Here is a 15,047-nt window from a genome sequence, read left to right on the forward strand (position 1 = left end):
CCCGGCGTCAGAGCGGGAGCGCGAAGCAGACCGAGCGCGGCATCGTCTCGACGTAGGGCTCGTAGACGGGGATGCGGCTGAACCCCATCGACGTGTAGAGCGCGAGGGACTCGGGCTGCTGGAGGCCGGTCTGGAGGATCACGCGCTCGGCGCCGTCCGCGCGTGCGGCCTCGAGCGCCACCGACATGAGTCCGCGCGCGATGCCGAGCCCGCGGAACGCGGGCACCACGATGAGCCGCTTGATCTCCCACTCGTCGCCGAGCCGGCGCAGGATGACGTGCCCCGCGGGGGCCTCGTCCGCGCCGGTTTCGGCGACGAGGGCGATCAGCGTCGCGACGATCTCGTCGGGGTGCGTCGCGAGCGCGCGAGCGCGGGCGCGGCGTCGCTCCTCGGGCTCGTCGCCGTGGAAGCCGTCGTAGCGAGCGCCGAGGTCATCGTCGAGCTGTCGGCGCAGATCACGGGCGCGGGGATCGTCGTAGGGGGCGTCGATGATCCGCCAGGTCAGGTCTCGTTCCACAGCGACCGATAGTAGGCCAGCCGCTCCGGGTCGGGACGCACCCCGTATGCGGCGATGAGCGCGTCCTCCCAGCCGGGACCGTAGTTCCACTCGGTGCTCATCGCGGCGACGGCGATGTCGGCCCACCGGTCGGCGACGCCGAGGGCCCCCAGGTCGACGTGCGCGAGCCACCGTCCGTCGTCGTCGACGAGGGTGTTCGGGCAGCAGGCGTCGCCGTGGCAGACGACGAGGAGGTCGGGCTCAGGCGGCTCGCGGAGGGATGCCGGCACGGCGATGCCCCGGGCCGCTGCGGTGCGCAGCCGGTGCTCGACGCCCCAGTCGAACGGGCAGCCGGCGACGGGCAGGGCGTCGTGGAGGGCGCGGAGCCCCTCGCCGACGGCGCGCACGGCGGTGGCGGGATCCGCGACCCAGCGGGGATCGACCGCCGACCGGCCCGGCAGTGCCCGGGTCACGAGCCACTCGGTGTCGCCGTCCTCACCGGTCTCGACGACCTCGGGCACCGGCGTGAACCGCCCGGCCCATCGCAGGCGCTCCGATTCGGCGCGCATGGACGTCTCGAGGTTCCGCGGACCGATCTTGACGACGCGGCCGTCGTCGGTGCGGAACGTGAGGCCCCCGATCGCGTTGCGCCACAGCGGCGTCGCTCTCGCGCTGCGCGTGAGCCGTCGCAGCCGGGCGGAGAAGTCCGGCGGGACCGGGGCATCCGGCGGCAGCAGGGTCACAGGCCCATCCTGCCCGCCCGTCCCGCCCCGCTCGGTCTCACCCGCCGCATCCCTGCAGCGTGCCCCGACATCCGCTGCCGCCGGGCGCGGTGCCGTAGCCGGCCCCGGGCGTTCTAGGGTGGAAGGGCGAGTTCGAAGGAGAACACATGCAGATCGCGGGAGTCTCCGCCCTCATCACGGGCGGCGCCGGCGGACTCGGCGCGGCCACGGCGCGGCGCCTCGCCGCCGACGGCGCGCACATCACGATCGTCGACCTGCCGGGGTCGCCGGGCAGTGAGGTCGCCGCCGAGCTCGGCGGGCGGTTCGTCCCCGCCGACGTCACGGATCCGGACGAGGTCGCCGCCGCCGTCGAGACGGCCGGCCGCACCGCGCCACTGCGGATCGTCGTCAACTGCGCCGGGATCGCGCCGCCCGCCAAGGTGCTCGACCGAGAAGGGCACCCCACCCCGCTGCCGGACTTCGAGCGCGTCATCCGCATCAACCTCGTCGGCACCTACAACGTCGTGGCCCAGGCCTCGGCCGCGATCGCTCGGACCGAGCCGACCGAGACCGGCGCTCGCGGCGTCATCGTCAACACGGCCTCCGTCGCCGCCTTCGAGGGCCAGATCGGGCAGCCGGCCTACGCCGCGTCGAAGGGAGCGGTGCACGCGATGACCCTGCCGATCGCGCGGGAACTCTCGCGCTACGGCATCCGCGTCTGCACCATCGCCCCCGGGATCATGCAGACGCCCATGATGGCCGGGCTGCCGGATGCCGCGCAGCGCTCGCTCGGTGAGCAGGTGCCGTACCCGCAGCGGCTGGGTGCGCCGGAGGAGTTCGCCGCGCTCGCCGCCCACATCGTCGACAACGACTACCTCAACGGCGAGACGATCCGTCTCGACGGCGCGATCAGAATGGCACCACGATGACCGACACCGCATCCGACACCGTCCTGCTGCGGCGCGAGGGCGCGCTCGCGCGCATCACGCTGAACCGTCCGGCCTCCCTCAACGCCGTCGACGCCGAGATGGCCGCCCGCTGGCGCGAGGTCGCCGCCGAGGTCGCGGCAGACGCGTCGATCGGGGCCGTCATCCTGGATGCCGCGGGCCGCGCCTTCTGCGCTGGCGGCGACGTCGTGTCGATGTCGACCTCCGGGATGGGCGGCACGGCGGTCACCGAGACGGCCCGCGTGATCCACGACGGCATCACGTCGCTGACCACCGCGGCGGTGCCGATCGTCGCCGCCGTCCAGGGGGCGGTCGCCGGGGGAGGGCTCGGCATCATGCTGGTCGCCGACTACATCGTCGCATCGCCGTCGGCGGTCTTCGTCAGCAAGTACGCGAACATCGGGCTCACTCCCGACCTGGGTGTGTCGACCCTGCTCCCTGCCGCGATCGGCCAGCGGCGGGCCCTGCAGCTGCTGCTCCACGACACGGCGCTCGACGCCGCGACCGCGCTCGACTGGGGGCTCATCGCCGAGGTCGTCGACGATCCGGCAGCTCGCGCCCAGGAGCTCGCCGGATCCTGGCTGGACGGCGCGACGACCGCGTTCGGGCAGGCCAAGCGCCTCGTCCGCGAGGGCGCCGGGCGCACCCTCGCCGAGAACCTCGACGACGAGGCGCGGACGATCGGAACGCGCTTCGACACCCCCGAGGCGCGTGTTCGCATCGACGCGTTCGCCGCCGCATCCGCTCGCCGCACCCGAACCGAGGAGAACCGATGACCGACGCGAAGCCCCTGGCGGGCAAGACGCTGCTGATGTCGGGCGGAAGCCGCGGCATCGGCCTGGCCATCGCCCTCCGAGCCGCGCGCGACGGCGCGAACATCGCGCTGCTCGCCAAGACGGATCAGCCGCATCCGAAGCTCGAGGGCACCGTGCACACCGCCGCCGCCGAGATCGTCGCGGCGGGAGGCCAGGCGCTGCCGATCGTCGGCGACGTGCGGGACGAGGACTCCATCACCGAGGCCGTGCTGAAGACGCAGGGCGAGTTCGGCGGCATCGACATCGTGGTGAACAACGCCTCGGCGATCGACCTGTCGGGCACCCTGGAGCTGGGCACGAAGCGGTTCGATCTGATGCAGGCTGTCAACGTGCGCGGGACGTTCCTGCTGTCGCGGGCCGCGATCCCCGTGCTGCGCGACGCCGCGAACCCGCACATCCTGTCGCTGTCGCCCCCGCTCAACCTCTCGCCGAAGTGGCTCGGCGCGCACACCGGCTACACGCTCGCGAAGTACGGCATGACGATGGCGACCCTCGGGATCGCCGCGGAGTTCGCCGGCGACGGGATCGCCGCGAACACGCTCTGGCCCCGGACGACGATCGCGACGGCGGCGGTGCAGTACTCCCTCGGCGGCGACCGGATGATGGCCGCGAGCCGCACGCCGGAGATCTACGCGGATGCCGCCTACGAGGTGCTCGTCCAGCCCGCGCGCGAGTACACGGGCCAGACGCTCATCGTCGAGGACGTGCTCGAGGCGTCGGGCGTGACCGACTTCTCGGGCTACGCGGCGGTGCCCGGCACGCCGGACAGCGAGCTGTTCCCCGACGTCTTCCTCGACTGAGACGGCGCCGACCGGCCGGCTCAGGCGTTGAGGTCGATCCGCATCCCGACGCCGCGCTCGTGCGCCGCATCGAGCAGGACGGCGGCCACGGCGACGTCCTGCGCGCCGATGCCGACCGAGTCGAAGAGGGTGATCTCGTCGTGGTCGGCGCGGCCGCGCACCCGACCCGTGAGCACCTCGCCGAGGGTGCCCACGACGTCCTCCAGAGTGACGGCGCCGTCGGACACGGCGAGGAGGAGGTCGCCCGATTTGGTCTCCGCCGTCGCACGGTCGTCGACCCACACGGACGACCGGGCGAGCGCGGCGCCGTCGACCTCGCGCTCGTCGGGACGCGGGCGCGCACCGACGACGTTGAGGTGCTGACCCGGCCGCAGCCACGCGCCGGAGAGGATCGGATCCACCGACGGGGTCAGCGTGCAGACGACGTCGGAGGCGCCGACGACCTCGCGCGGTGAGGACGCCGCGACGATCTCGCCGTCCCAGTCACCCGCGCGCTCGACGTCGGCGGCGAAGCGCGCGACGGTGTCGGCCGAGCGCGACCAGACGGTGAGGCGTTCGAACGGGCGCACGGTGCGCAGCGCCCGGACATGCTCGCGCGCCAACGCCCCCGCCCCCAGCAGGCCCAGGGACCGGCTGTCGCCGCGGGCGAGCGCCCGGGTGGCGACGGCGCTCGCGGCCGCGGTGCGCACGCGCGTCGGGACGCGGCCGTGCAGCAGCGCGACCGGGGCGCCGTCGGCGCGGTCGACGACGAGGATCATCGACCGCTGGGTCGGCAGGCCGCGTGCCGCGTTGTCGGGGACGTCGGCGAGCAGCTTGACCCCCGCGAGGCCCGCCGCGTCGGAGACCGCGGCCATGAGGATGAACCGTCCCGTGTCGCCGGGGGTCGCCATCGAGGTGGGGCCGGGCTGGTGCGCCCCGCCGTCCGCGATCTCCGCGAACGCCCGCGCCACGGCCTCGAGGGCGGCGTCGCGGTCGACGAGGGACTCCAGCTCGGACGCCCCGAGAAGCAGCGTCACGCGGTCACCTCTCCGGTGAGCTCGAGCCCGTCGGCGACGACGACGCCGCGGTAGAGCACGGTGCGATCGGGGGACCGGTCCATGACCGCCGCGGTGACCGTGTCGCCCGACACGAGCACGAGGTCGGCCGGGTCACCCACGGCGAGCCCCGGGCGGTCGGCCGCACCGTTCAGGCCCGGCGCCCGCCCCATGACGGAGCGGCCGCCGACCGTGGCGATCGCGACGCAGTGCTCGATGTCCTCGTCGCGGCGGAAGCCGTTGGTGAAGGCGAGCTGCCACGTGCGGTCGAGCATGTCGGTGTTGCCGTAGGGCGACCAGTAGTCGCGCTGGCCGTCCTGACCGAGCCCCAGACGGATGCCGTACTCGGCGAGCAGCAGCGTCGGGAGAGGTGTCGGCGGGGCGATCGTCGCCATCGAGATGCCGAGCTCGCGCATCTCGTCGAGAAGGGGCCGCAGCTGCGCCTCCGGCAGGCGGCCGAGGCCGTACCCGTGCGAGATCGTGACCCGCCCCTGCATCCCCGTCGCGCGCGTTCGCTCGATGATCAGCTCGGCCGAGAACTTCGCCAGCTGATCGGGCTCGTGCAGGTGGATGTCGATCGGGGCGCCGTGCCTCTCGGCGATGCCGAAGACGATGTCGAGATGCCGCACGGGGTCGCGGTCGAGCGCGCAGGGGTCGATGCCGCCGACGACGTCGGCTCCGCGCGTCATGGCCTCATCGAGCACGTCGGCCGAACCCGCCTCGCGCAGCAGGCCCGCCTGCGGGAACGCGATGATCTCGACGTCGCAGCGTCCGGCATTGGCCTCGCGTGCGGCGACGACCGCGTCGAGGCGCTCGTGACCGGCGTCGACGTCGACCTGCGCGTACGTCCGGACGGCGGTCGTGCCGCGGGCGATCGCCCGCTCGAGGGTCGTCGCGACCCGCTCCTCGATCGAGGCCTCGGCCTCTCGCCAGTTGCGGCGGTCGTTGAGCATCATGTTCCAGACGCCGGGTGAACCGGTGTGGGGGCGGAACGGCAGGCCGATGCGCGTGGAGTCCAGGTGCACGTGGACGTCGGCGAACGAGGGGATCAGGATGCGGCCCCGTCCGTCGACGACGTCCGCGGCGGTGGTGTCGGCCGTGCCGGGGGCGGCGGTGCCGGTGATGACACCGCCGTCCACGATCACATCGGTGGTCGCGCCGCCCCAGGGGCGTACGCGGGAGAGGATGGTGCGGGTCATTCGAAGCTCGTCTCGGTGAAGTCGTACAGGCCGTCGGCGCGGGGGGTCCACTGCAGCGACGATCCGGCGGCGAAGTTGTTGGCGGGGACGTACAGCGGCACGAAGTAGACCTGCTCGTTGCTGTAGCCGAGCAGTTCGGCGAAGACGTCTTCGCGCTCGGCGCCCTCGACGCCGCGCTGGCGCTCGGCGAGCTCGGTGGTCGCGGGGTCGAGTGCGTAGTTGTTGTTGCCCGCCGGCTCGTAGAAGTCGGTCAGGGGCAGGTCGCCGTCGAGGGTGGAGGGAGCCCATGTGTTCAGGTAGATGCCTTGCATCTCCTTGCCGCGGACCTTGAGCGTGTGGCTCTGCTGGTCGGCGCCGCGCATGTCGACGGCGATGCCGACGGTCTCGAGGTAGCCCTGGATGCTCTGGGCCACTTCGCTCGAGAGCGGGATGCGGCCGTCGGTGGCGTAGTCGAAGGGGATCGGGGTGCCGTCGTACCCGGCCTCCGCGAGCAGCGCGCGCGCCGCCTCGGGGTCGTAGCCGATCGCCGCGACGTCATCGGAGTAGCCCTCGACGGCGGGTGCGAGCATCGCCTTCGCCGGCTCGGCGAGGCCGGCCAGCAGCGAGTCGACGATCGCCTCGGTGTCGATCGCGTGGCCGATGGCCTCGCGGACACGGACGTCCTGGAGCGGACCGGCCGTCGAGTTGGCGCCGAGGAAGACCACGCCGTTCGACAGCGCCGAGAACACCTGGGCGTTGCCGGCCGACTCGATGCTCGAGACCTGGGTCGGACCGATCTGAGCCACGTCGAGGTCGCCCGAGAGCACGCCGCTCGCGCGCGACTCGGCGGACGAGACCGGCTGCAGCGAGATGGTCTCGATGGCGGGCGCCTCGCCCCAGTAGTCCTCGTTGCGCACGAGGTCGTACGAGACGCCCGGGGTGATGCGGTCGAAGACGTAGGGGCCCGAACCGATCGGCTCGCGGGCGTAGGCGTCGGGACCCATCTCCTGATAGGTGTCGGCGGGGACGATCGAGATGAGCGAGGTGTTGCGGGGGAACGCCGAGAAGGGCTGCTTCAGGACGAAGCGCACCGTCAGGTCGTCGACCTTCTCGACGCGGTCGACCGACGAGAGGTAGGCGTAGTTCTCGCCCGTCGGGTCGCCGAGGATCGTCTCGTACGAGAACACGACGTCGTCGGCGGTGATCTCCTCGCCGTTGCTCGCGGTGACGTCGGGCTGGAGCGTGAACTCCCATTCGGTCAGGTCGGCGTTCGCGGTCCAGTCGGTCGCGAGCTTCGGCACCATCTCGCCGTCGGCGGTGATCTTCACGAGCTGGTCGTGCGTGTGGAAGAACACCGACAGCACAACCAGGGCACCCGAGCGGATGGGATCCATCGAGGTCGGGTCGGTGGGCAGGGCGGCGGTGATGGATGTCTGGGCCGAGCCCGAGGCGGAGCCACCGGACGGCGAGTCGAACCCGCCGGCGCAGCCGGCGAGCACGAGGGCGCCGAGGGTGAGGAGGGATCCGCCGGCGAGAGCGCGGCGGGAGGTGCGTCGGGTCATGCGAGTGCCTTTCGAGCGGTGAGACGGGGAATGGCGTCGAGGAGGGTGCGGGTGTAGGGATGCTGCGGGTCGGTGAAGACGTCTTCGGTCGGGCCGTGCTCGACGATGCGGCCGCCCTCCATCACGACGACCCGGTCGGCGATGCCGCGCACCACGCCGAGGTCGTGCGAGACGAAGAGGTAGGCGAGCCGGTGCTCGCGCTGCAGATCGCGCAGGAGGTCGAGCACCTGCGCCTGGATCGACACGTCGAGCGCCGAGACCGGTTCGTCCAGGAGCACGAGCGCCGGGTCGAGCGCGAGAGCGCGGGCGATCCCGACACGCTGACGCTGTCCGCCGGAGAGGCGTCGGGGCAGCCGGTCGTCGAACGACGGGTCGAGGCCGACACCCGCGAGCAGCTCGCGGACGCGGTCCGGGCTGTAGGCGTGCCGCACGCGAAGCGGCTCCGCGACGGATCCGGCGACGCTGACGCGGGGGTCGAGGGCCGACGAAGGGTCCTGGAAGACGATCTGCGCCCGGGCGCGCTCCGCGGCGGAACGTCCGGCGATGGCGGGGGCCGCGGCCGTGCCCGCGATCGTCACGCGGCCCGACGCGGCCGGGGTGAGCCCGAGGATCGCGCGCAGCAGCGAGGACTTGCCGCATCCGGACTCGCCGACCACGGCGAGGGTCTCGCCCGCCCGGATCTGCAGCGAGACGCCGTCGACCGCGCGCACGGTGCCACCGCGCCGGCCGGGGTACTCGACGACGAGGTCGCTCACCTCCAGCGCGATCTCTGCAGCAGGATCGACCACTGCGGCCGACGCGCGCGCGGGCGGTTCGTGCGCCGAGGGGACGGCGGCGAGCAGCATCCGCGTGTACTCCTCGCGCGGGGCGGCGAGCACGTCGGCGGTCGCGCCCCGCTCCACGATGCTCCCGGCGCGCATGACGGCGATGTCGTCGGTGTGCTCGCCCACGAGACCGAGGTCGTGCGTGATGAGCGCGAGCGCCGAGCCGGTGCGCTCGCGCACCTCGTCGAGCAACGCCATGACCTGCGCCTGCACCGTCACGTCGAGCGCCGTCGTCGGCTCGTCGGCGATGAGCAGCAGGGGGTCGTGGGCGATCGCCATCGCGATCATCGCGCGCTGCCGCATCCCGCCCGACCACTGGTGCGGTCGGGCTGCGGCCCGCTCGGCGGCGTTGCGGACCCCGACCGACTCGAGAAGCTCGACCGCGCGCCGCCGCGCGGCGCCGCGGCCGAGGCCGGGCGCGTGCACCCGGACGGCGCTCGCCACCTGCGCGCCGACCGCGCGCAGCGGGTTGAGCGACGACATCGGGTCCTGGAAGATCATGGCCGCGACGCGGCCCCGGCTCGACCGCAGCTCGCGGTCCGTGAGTGCCGTGACGTCACGCCCGTCGAGGAGGATCCGGCCGGCCGTCACGCGCACGCCCTCGGGCAGCAGCCCCATCGTCGCGAGCATCGTCAGGCTCTTGCCCGACCCGGACTCGCCGACGATCCCGAGCGCGCGGCCGCGCCCGACGTCGAGCGATACGCCGGTCACGAGCGGCCGGGGGCCGGTGGGGGTGACGGCCTCGAGGGACAGATCCTCGATGGTCAGGACGGATGCGGTCATCGCCGGCCTCCCTTGCGCAGCAGGGCGCCGCGCGCCTCCGCGGTGAACTGCTGACTGACGAACTGGGCTCCCGCGACGGCGAGGAACATGACGAGTCCGGGCAGGATGACCAGCCAGGGGTCGGTGGAGAGGTACTTCTGGCCGTCGAAGATCATCGCGCCCCAGCTCGGCGTCGGCGGCTGGACGCCCAGACCGAGGTATTCGAGCGACGCCTCGATGAGGACGATGGTGGCGATGTCGGTGGCGGCGATGATGAGGGTGTGCGGCCACACGTTGGGCACCACGTGGCGCGTGATGGTCCAGAGGGTGTCGGCGCCCTGCGTCAGCGGGGCGACGACGAAGTCCTGACGTCGCAGCGCCGCGGTGATGTTGCGCGTCACGCGGGCGTAGCCGACCCACCAGGTGCAGCCGACGACGAGGATCGTCAGGCCCGCGCTCGGCGAGACGACAGCGCAGATGGCGATGAGCAGCAGCACCACCGGCATCGCCAGCACCGTGTTCGACAGGACCGAGAGGCCGGCTTCGACCTTGCCCCCGAAGTAGCCCGACACGATCCCGACGGTCGTCCCGATGAGCGCGTTGAGGGCCACGATCGCGAGGGTGATGCCGAGGGTCACCGACGACGCCAGGGCCACCCGGCTGAACAGGTCACGGCCGAGCGGGTCGGTCCCGAGGGGGTGGGCCGGGTCGGTGAACGGCGGCAGCAGAGCCCGCGACAGGTCCTGACCCATCGGGTCGAACCCCGGCAGCACCGGCCGGAGCGCCGAGAGGGCGATGACGAGCCCGATCATGGTGAACCCGACGACGGCCGAGGGACGCAGCCGCAGGCGCGGGGGGCGCGGGGCGGTCGCGGGCGACGCGGTGACGGGGGCGGGAGCGACGGGCGTGAGGGTCATGAGTGAGCCGTCCGGGTGTCGATGCGGGAGACGAGGACGTCGACCAGGGTGTTCACGAGCACGAACATCAGGGCCACGAAGAGCAGGCCGGCCTGGACGATGGGGAAGTCGCGCTGGCTGACGGCGTCGGTGAGCAGGCTGCCGAGGCCGGGCCAGGCGAACACCACCTCGACGACGACGGTGCCGCCCAGGAGTCCGCCGAGGTTCAGGCCCGCCATGCCGAGCACGGGGGCGAGTGCGTTGGGGAGCATCTGCGTGAGCAGGATGCTCGCGCGGCTGTGCCCCTGCGCGAACGCGGTGCGGACGTAGTCCTGTTCGGCCTGCTCGCTCAGTGCGGCGTCGAGGAGGCGCAGGTACATGACGAACTGGCCCGTCGCGAGCGTGATGACGGGGAGCACCAGGCTGGCGGGGCTCGTCCGGCCCAGCGAGGGCAGGGCCCCGAGCAGGACGGAGAAGACCAGCACGAGCAGGAGGGCGAAGAAGAAGTCGGGGACCGACTGCCGCACGGCGCCGCTCCAGCCGACGATCGCGCGCAGCAGGCGGCTGCCGGTGAGCTGGATGGCGAGGGCCGCGATCAGCGCGAGGGCGAAGCCCGCGATGAAGGCCCAGAAGGCGAGTTCGACGGTCGCCGGGACGCGCTCGAGGACGAGGCCGAGGGCCGACTCGTGCCGGCGGTACGAATCGCCGAAGTCGCCGACGAACAGGCCGCCGAGGAAGTCGAGGTACTGCACGATGACGGGCCGGTCGAAGCCGAGGCGCGCGTTGAGCGCGTCGACGTCGGCGGCCGAGGCGTTGTCGGGCAGGAGCAGCGCCCCGGGCGCGCCGGTGAGGCGCCCGAGGACGAAGCCGACGGTCACCACCAGGAAGATCGTGGCGACGGCGAGGCCGAGGCGGCGGAGGAGAAAGGGGAGCACGAGCAGGACGCTATGGCACGTCGGCTCGCGGACCGGGCCGCGTAACGAACACGCAACACAACTCTTACGCTCGTGACACTTTGGCGTACCGAATCGCGTCTTTATGCAGCATCAGCGGGCTGAAATGACGATCCGGGATACCAAACCGGGATTGCCGCTTCGGCCGCCCGACCTGCCAGGATGGTCGGATGGACGACGAGACGGATGCCGCGGGGCGGCGCATCGCGCACGCCCTGCGGGAGCGGATCATCACGGGCGACATCGCGATGGGCGACAAGCTCGGCGAGCGCGACGTCGCCCTGCAGCTCGGCGTCTCGCGGGTTCCCGTCCGCGAGGCGCTGCAGCTGCTCGAGTCCGAGGGCTTCGTGTCGTCGTCGCACCGGCGGGCCGCGATCGTTCACACCTTCACGCTCGACGACGCCGTCGAGCTGTTCGACATGCGCATGCAGCTCGAGCCCTTCGCGGCATCCCTCGCCGCCCGCAACGCCGCGGCCGGCGCCGACACGACCCACTTGGTCGCCGCCCTCGAGGTCGCTCACGTCGCGCACGACGAGGACGCGCCGGCCTCGACCCGCAACTCGGATCTGCACGAGGAGATCTTCGCGCTCGCCGGCCACCGCCTCCTGCTGCGGATGAGCGGTCAGCTCACGGGCCGCACCCGCTGGCTGTTCCGCCTCACCCCGGAACGCGACACGGAGCGCCGGTGGGACGAGCACGACGAGATCGTCGAGGCCATCCTCGGCGGGCACACGGATCTCGCGTTCGCGCTCGCGGCCGCCCACGTCGAGCGCGGGCGGGTCGAGTCGATGCCCCGTCTGGCCGAACGGCTGCCGGCCGAGCCCGTGCGGCGTCGCCGTCGCGGCGCGTCGGCGCGCTGACCGCGCGTCCGGCGCAGCCGATCAGCCGAGCGGCTTGCGCAGGAAGATCTGGAAGGTGCCGTCGCCCTGCGGCACGCGCTCGGACTCGGCATACCCCTCGCGCTCGTAGAGGCGGAGATTGGCCTCGCTGAGCGAGCCGGTGAACAGCTCGGCCTCGCGCGCACCGGCCTGCCGTCCGCGTTCCTCGACCGCGGCGAGCAGCGCGGTGCCGAGACCGGATCCCTGCTGGTCGGGGGCGATCGCGATGCGCCCGATCAGCAGCAGCTCACCGTCGAGGCGGGCCCGCGCCGCTCCGACGATGCGACCGTCGTCGAGGGCGACGCAGCCGAGGTTCTCCTGCAGCTCTGCCCGGAGCTCGTCGAGGGTCTGCGTCAGGGGCGGCATGTCGGCCGCGTCGTAGATGAGGGCTTCGGAGACGAACGCGGCTCGCTGCAGAGTCAGCACTTCACCCGCGTCAGCGGGGTCGATGGGGCGGATGTCGCGGTCGCCGGCTTCGCGGGACATCAGGCGGCCGTCTCGGGGTCGATGATGCCGTGGCGGACGAAGGCGTTCCAGATGCCGTCATCGAGGACGCCGGTGGTGACCTCGCCGGCGATGCGCTGCAGCTGCGGGTCGGCCTCGGCCATCGCGATCGCGGTGCCGCAGACCTCGAACATCTCGACGTCGTTCCAGCTGTCACCGATTCCGATGGCGTCGGCGGCGTCGCGGCCGAGATGGCTCAGCATCGCCTGGATGCCGGTTCCCTTGTTCGTGCCGCGCATGCCGACCTCGCCGTTCGACCCGGTGGGCAGAGGCATGCTGCCCGGGATCACGTGGAACTCGTCGCCGAGGGCCCGCTGGGTCTTCTCTACGGCATCGGGGTCGGAGCTGACGAACACCGCTTTGGCGATGTGGTCGAGATCGGCCTCCTCGACCGGGGCGAAGCGCGGCGCGGCCACGACGTCTTCGGCGAGGGCCACGGTGGAGAGGTCTTCGGCGTGACGGCGCCGGCGTTCGGTGATGAAATCGGCGATGAACGACCGCACGCCTTCGCTCGCGTAGACCCCGGCGTGCGACTGGATGAAGTACCGGGTGCCCTGCTCGTCGAAGTAGGCCATGACGCGCTCGACGGCGGCGCGGGGCATCAGCTCGGCGAGCACCGTCTCGTCGCCGGAGACCGCGAGGGCCCCGCCGTTGGAGATGGCGCCGTCGAAGCCGATGTCGAGCACGCGGGGGTTGATGTCGCCGGCGGCGCGTCCCGTGCAGAGGTAGACGAGGTGCCCGCGTTCACGCGCGGCGCGAACCGCTGCGATCGTCGAGGGGGCGATCGTCTCGCCGTGCGCGAGGATGGTGCCGTCGACGTCCAGGAAGATGATGCGAGATTGCGACGTCACCCCTCCAGCGTAATGCGGCGATCTAGAGTGACGGCATGTCCGACGTCGCGACCGCCCTCGCCGACCGGGTGCTGCTGCTGGACGGCGGTCTGGGTACGACCCTCGAGGCGGGAGGACACGACCTCTCCGATGAGCTGTGGTCGGCGCGCGTGCTGGCGGAGGCTCCGGCGGACGTCCGCGCGGTGCACGCCCGGTTCGCCGCTGCCGGGGCGGACATCCTCACCACGGCGTCGTACCAGATCGGGTTCGACAATCTGGCCGCGGCGGGATTCGACGCCGCTGGCACCCGCCGGCTGCTGGACCTGTCGGTGCGGGTCGCCCGCGAGGGCGGGGCTGAGGCCGGGCGGGAGGTGCGGGTGGCTGCATCCGTCGGCCCGTTCGGTGCGACGCGGGCGGACGGCAGCGAGTACACCGGCGACTACGGTCTCACCGTCGCCCAGCTCGAGCGGTGGCATCGTCGTCGACTCGACGCGCTCGTCGCCGCCGGGCCCGACCTGCTGGCGGTCGAGACGATCGCCTCGCCGGCCGAGGCCGAGGCGGTCGCGCGTGCGGTCGAGGGCATCGGCATCCCGACATGGGTCGCGCTGTCGGCGGCGAGCACGGCGTTCGACGACGCGTCGCTGCGCGAGACCCTCGCGGCGATCTCGCGCGTGCCCGGTGTCGTCGCCGTCGGAGTCAACTGCTGCCCGCCGGCCGCCGTGGCATCGGCGCTGACGTCGGCCGCGGCCGCGGCCATGCCGTTCGTCGTGTACCCGAACAGCGGCGAGTCATGGGATGCCGATTCGCGCGTCTGGACCGGCGAACCGGGCCACGCGCTGGCCGACGCCGAAGACTGGATCCGGGCCGGCGCGCGCATCGTGGGCGGATGCTGCCGCACGATGCCCGACGACATCGCCGCTCTCGCCCGCCGCATCAGATGAGGCCGTGGCGGACGAAGGCGTTGTGGATCCCGTCGTCGTCGATCGCGGTCGTGACCTCGTCGGCGAGGGCCTGGACCTCGGGCGCGGCGTTGCCCATCGCGATCGCGGTGCCGCAGACCTCGAACATCTCGGCGTCGTTCCAGTTGTCGCCGATGCCGATCGCGTCGGCGGGGTCGACGCCCAGGTGGGCGAGCACCTCCAGGATCGCGGCGCCCTTGTTCACGCCGCGCGGCGCCACTTCGCCCGAACTGCCCTCCGGCAGCGGGATCGTTCCCGAGACGACGGCGAAGTCGGGGGCGAGCTCGGCGAGCAGGTCGGCGACCGCCTCCGCGTCGTGGCCGAGGATGACGGCCTTGGCGACCTCGGCATCCGAGAAGTGGACCTCGTCGTCGAAGGTCTTCATCCCGACGCTGAAGAACTCGAGCTCGTCGGGGTCGGCCCCGGCGGCCTGCGCGTCCTCGATGTGGCGGGCGCGGTCGCGTTCGAGGCGGTCCGCGAGCAGAGCCGGCAGGCCGGGGCTCGCGAACATGCGGTCGAAGGACTGGTAGTACCAGTGGATGCCGCGGGCCTCGAACGCGGCGCTCAGGCGCGCGACCTCGTCGGCGGTCATGAGCCGCGACACGATCAGCTCGTCGCCGACCCCGGCGAACGCGCCGCCGTTGGTGACGGCGCCGTCGAAGCCGATGTCGAGGATGCGGCCGCGGAGCTCGGCCATGCCCCGCCCCGTGCTCAGCAGCACGAGGTGGCCGTTCTCGCGGGCGCGGCGGACGGCGGCGACGGCGGATTCGGGCAGGTGGGTGCCGTCCTGCAGGAGCGTTCCGTCGACATCGAGGAAGACGGCGCGGCGGCGGAAGTCGGACGAGGTCATGCGATCCCCTCTCGGATGCGGAGAAGGGCGCGGTCGC

The 15,047-nt window shown here is 72.6% G+C and carries 16 protein-coding genes; 5 read left to right on the plus strand and 11 right to left on the minus strand.

Annotated features, from left to right (window positions below):
- Positions 1–7 precede the first annotated feature (7 nt).
- On the minus strand, positions 8–517 hold the full coding sequence (locus tag CI089_RS08760; RefSeq protein ID WP_094261103.1) for a GNAT family N-acetyltransferase: 510 nt from the start codon (positions 515–517) through the stop codon (positions 8–10).
- Complete coding sequence (locus CI089_RS08765) at positions 502–1,239, minus strand: aminoglycoside 3'-phosphotransferase (RefSeq protein ID WP_094261104.1); 738 nt, start codon at positions 1,237–1,239, stop codon at positions 502–504. The genes CI089_RS08760 and CI089_RS08765 overlap by 16 nt, the downstream gene beginning before the upstream one ends.
- Before the next feature lie 146 nt (positions 1,240–1,385).
- On the opposite strand from CI089_RS08765, the gene CI089_RS08770 reads away from it, so the two are divergent.
- The 3 genes from CI089_RS08770 to CI089_RS08780 are packed head-to-tail and all read left to right on the plus strand — an operon-like array spanning position 1,386 to position 3,780.
- The gene (locus tag CI089_RS08770) at positions 1,386–2,147 is read left to right on the plus strand and encodes an SDR family NAD(P)-dependent oxidoreductase (RefSeq protein ID WP_094261105.1); all 762 of its coding nucleotides are present in this window, start codon (positions 1,386–1,388) and stop codon (positions 2,145–2,147) included.
- Positions 2,144–2,941 carry an enoyl-CoA hydratase/isomerase family protein gene (locus CI089_RS08775; protein WP_094261106.1) on the plus strand — a complete coding sequence of 266 codons (798 nt, stop codon included), beginning with the start codon at positions 2,144–2,146 and terminating at the stop codon, positions 2,939–2,941. Before CI089_RS08770 ends, CI089_RS08775 begins: the two co-directional genes overlap by 4 nt.
- Complete coding sequence (locus tag CI089_RS08780) at positions 2,938–3,780, plus strand: SDR family oxidoreductase (protein WP_094261107.1); 843 nt, start codon at positions 2,938–2,940, stop codon at positions 3,778–3,780. The genes CI089_RS08775 and CI089_RS08780 overlap by 4 nt, the downstream gene beginning before the upstream one ends.
- 20 nt (positions 3,781–3,800) lie before the next feature.
- Here CI089_RS08780 and CI089_RS08785 read toward each other — a convergent pair whose 3' ends face one another.
- The 6 genes from CI089_RS08785 to CI089_RS08810 are packed head-to-tail and all read right to left on the minus strand — an operon-like array spanning position 3,801 to position 10,971.
- Positions 3,801–4,796, minus strand: coding sequence for an ornithine cyclodeaminase family protein (locus CI089_RS08785; protein ID WP_094261108.1), 996 nt, complete (start codon positions 4,794–4,796; stop codon positions 3,801–3,803).
- On the minus strand, positions 4,793–6,013 hold the full coding sequence (locus tag CI089_RS08790) for an amidohydrolase family protein (protein WP_094261109.1): 1,221 nt from the start codon (positions 6,011–6,013) through the stop codon (positions 4,793–4,795). The genes CI089_RS08785 and CI089_RS08790 overlap by 4 nt, the downstream gene beginning before the upstream one ends.
- Positions 6,010–7,554, minus strand: a complete 1,545-nt coding sequence (locus tag CI089_RS08795) for an ABC transporter substrate-binding protein (protein ID WP_094261110.1) — start codon at positions 7,552–7,554, stop codon at positions 6,010–6,012. Before CI089_RS08795 ends, CI089_RS08790 begins: the two co-directional genes overlap by 4 nt.
- The gene (locus tag CI089_RS08800; RefSeq protein ID WP_094261111.1) at positions 7,551–9,161 is read right to left on the minus strand and encodes a dipeptide ABC transporter ATP-binding protein; all 1,611 of its coding nucleotides are present in this window, start codon (positions 9,159–9,161) and stop codon (positions 7,551–7,553) included. Before CI089_RS08800 ends, CI089_RS08795 begins: the two co-directional genes overlap by 4 nt.
- The gene (locus CI089_RS08805) at positions 9,158–10,057 is read right to left on the minus strand and encodes an ABC transporter permease (RefSeq protein WP_094261112.1); all 900 of its coding nucleotides are present in this window, start codon (positions 10,055–10,057) and stop codon (positions 9,158–9,160) included. The genes CI089_RS08800 and CI089_RS08805 overlap by 4 nt, the downstream gene beginning before the upstream one ends.
- Complete coding sequence (locus CI089_RS08810) at positions 10,054–10,971, minus strand: ABC transporter permease (protein WP_179223277.1); 918 nt, start codon at positions 10,969–10,971, stop codon at positions 10,054–10,056. Before CI089_RS08810 ends, CI089_RS08805 begins: the two co-directional genes overlap by 4 nt.
- 188 nt (positions 10,972–11,159) lie before the next feature.
- On the opposite strand from CI089_RS08810, the gene CI089_RS08815 reads away from it, so the two are divergent.
- Positions 11,160–11,849 carry a GntR family transcriptional regulator gene (locus CI089_RS08815; protein WP_094261114.1) on the plus strand — a complete coding sequence of 230 codons (690 nt, stop codon included), beginning with the start codon at positions 11,160–11,162 and terminating at the stop codon, positions 11,847–11,849.
- A 21-nt stretch (positions 11,850–11,870) separates the two neighbouring features.
- On the opposite strand, the gene CI089_RS08820 is transcribed toward CI089_RS08815, so the two are convergent.
- Both CI089_RS08820 and CI089_RS08825 read right to left on the minus strand, forming a co-directional pair.
- Positions 11,871–12,353: a GNAT family N-acetyltransferase gene (locus tag CI089_RS08820; protein WP_094261115.1), complete on the minus strand. Its 483-nt coding sequence runs from the start codon at positions 12,351–12,353 to the stop codon at positions 11,871–11,873.
- The gene (locus tag CI089_RS08825) at positions 12,353–13,222 is read right to left on the minus strand and encodes a Cof-type HAD-IIB family hydrolase (RefSeq protein WP_094261116.1); all 870 of its coding nucleotides are present in this window, start codon (positions 13,220–13,222) and stop codon (positions 12,353–12,355) included. The genes CI089_RS08820 and CI089_RS08825 overlap by 1 nt, the downstream gene beginning before the upstream one ends.
- Before the next feature lie 35 nt (positions 13,223–13,257).
- Between CI089_RS08825 and mmuM the strand changes: the two genes are divergently transcribed.
- Positions 13,258–14,142 (plus strand): homocysteine S-methyltransferase, encoded by an 885-nt coding sequence (gene mmuM, locus CI089_RS08830; RefSeq protein WP_094261117.1) that lies wholly within the window; start codon positions 13,258–13,260, stop codon positions 14,140–14,142.
- Here mmuM and CI089_RS08835 read toward each other — a convergent pair.
- Positions 14,135–15,010 carry an HAD family hydrolase gene (locus tag CI089_RS08835; RefSeq protein ID WP_094261118.1) on the minus strand — a complete coding sequence of 292 codons (876 nt, stop codon included), beginning with the start codon at positions 15,008–15,010 and terminating at the stop codon, positions 14,135–14,137. The genes mmuM and CI089_RS08835 overlap by 8 nt on opposite strands.
- Positions 15,011–15,047: the final 37 nt, after the last annotated feature.

This window comes from Microbacterium sp. Yaish 1, from assembly GCF_002245215.1.
In the GTDB taxonomy this organism is placed as follows: Bacteria; Actinomycetota; Actinomycetes; order Actinomycetales; family Microbacteriaceae; genus Microbacterium.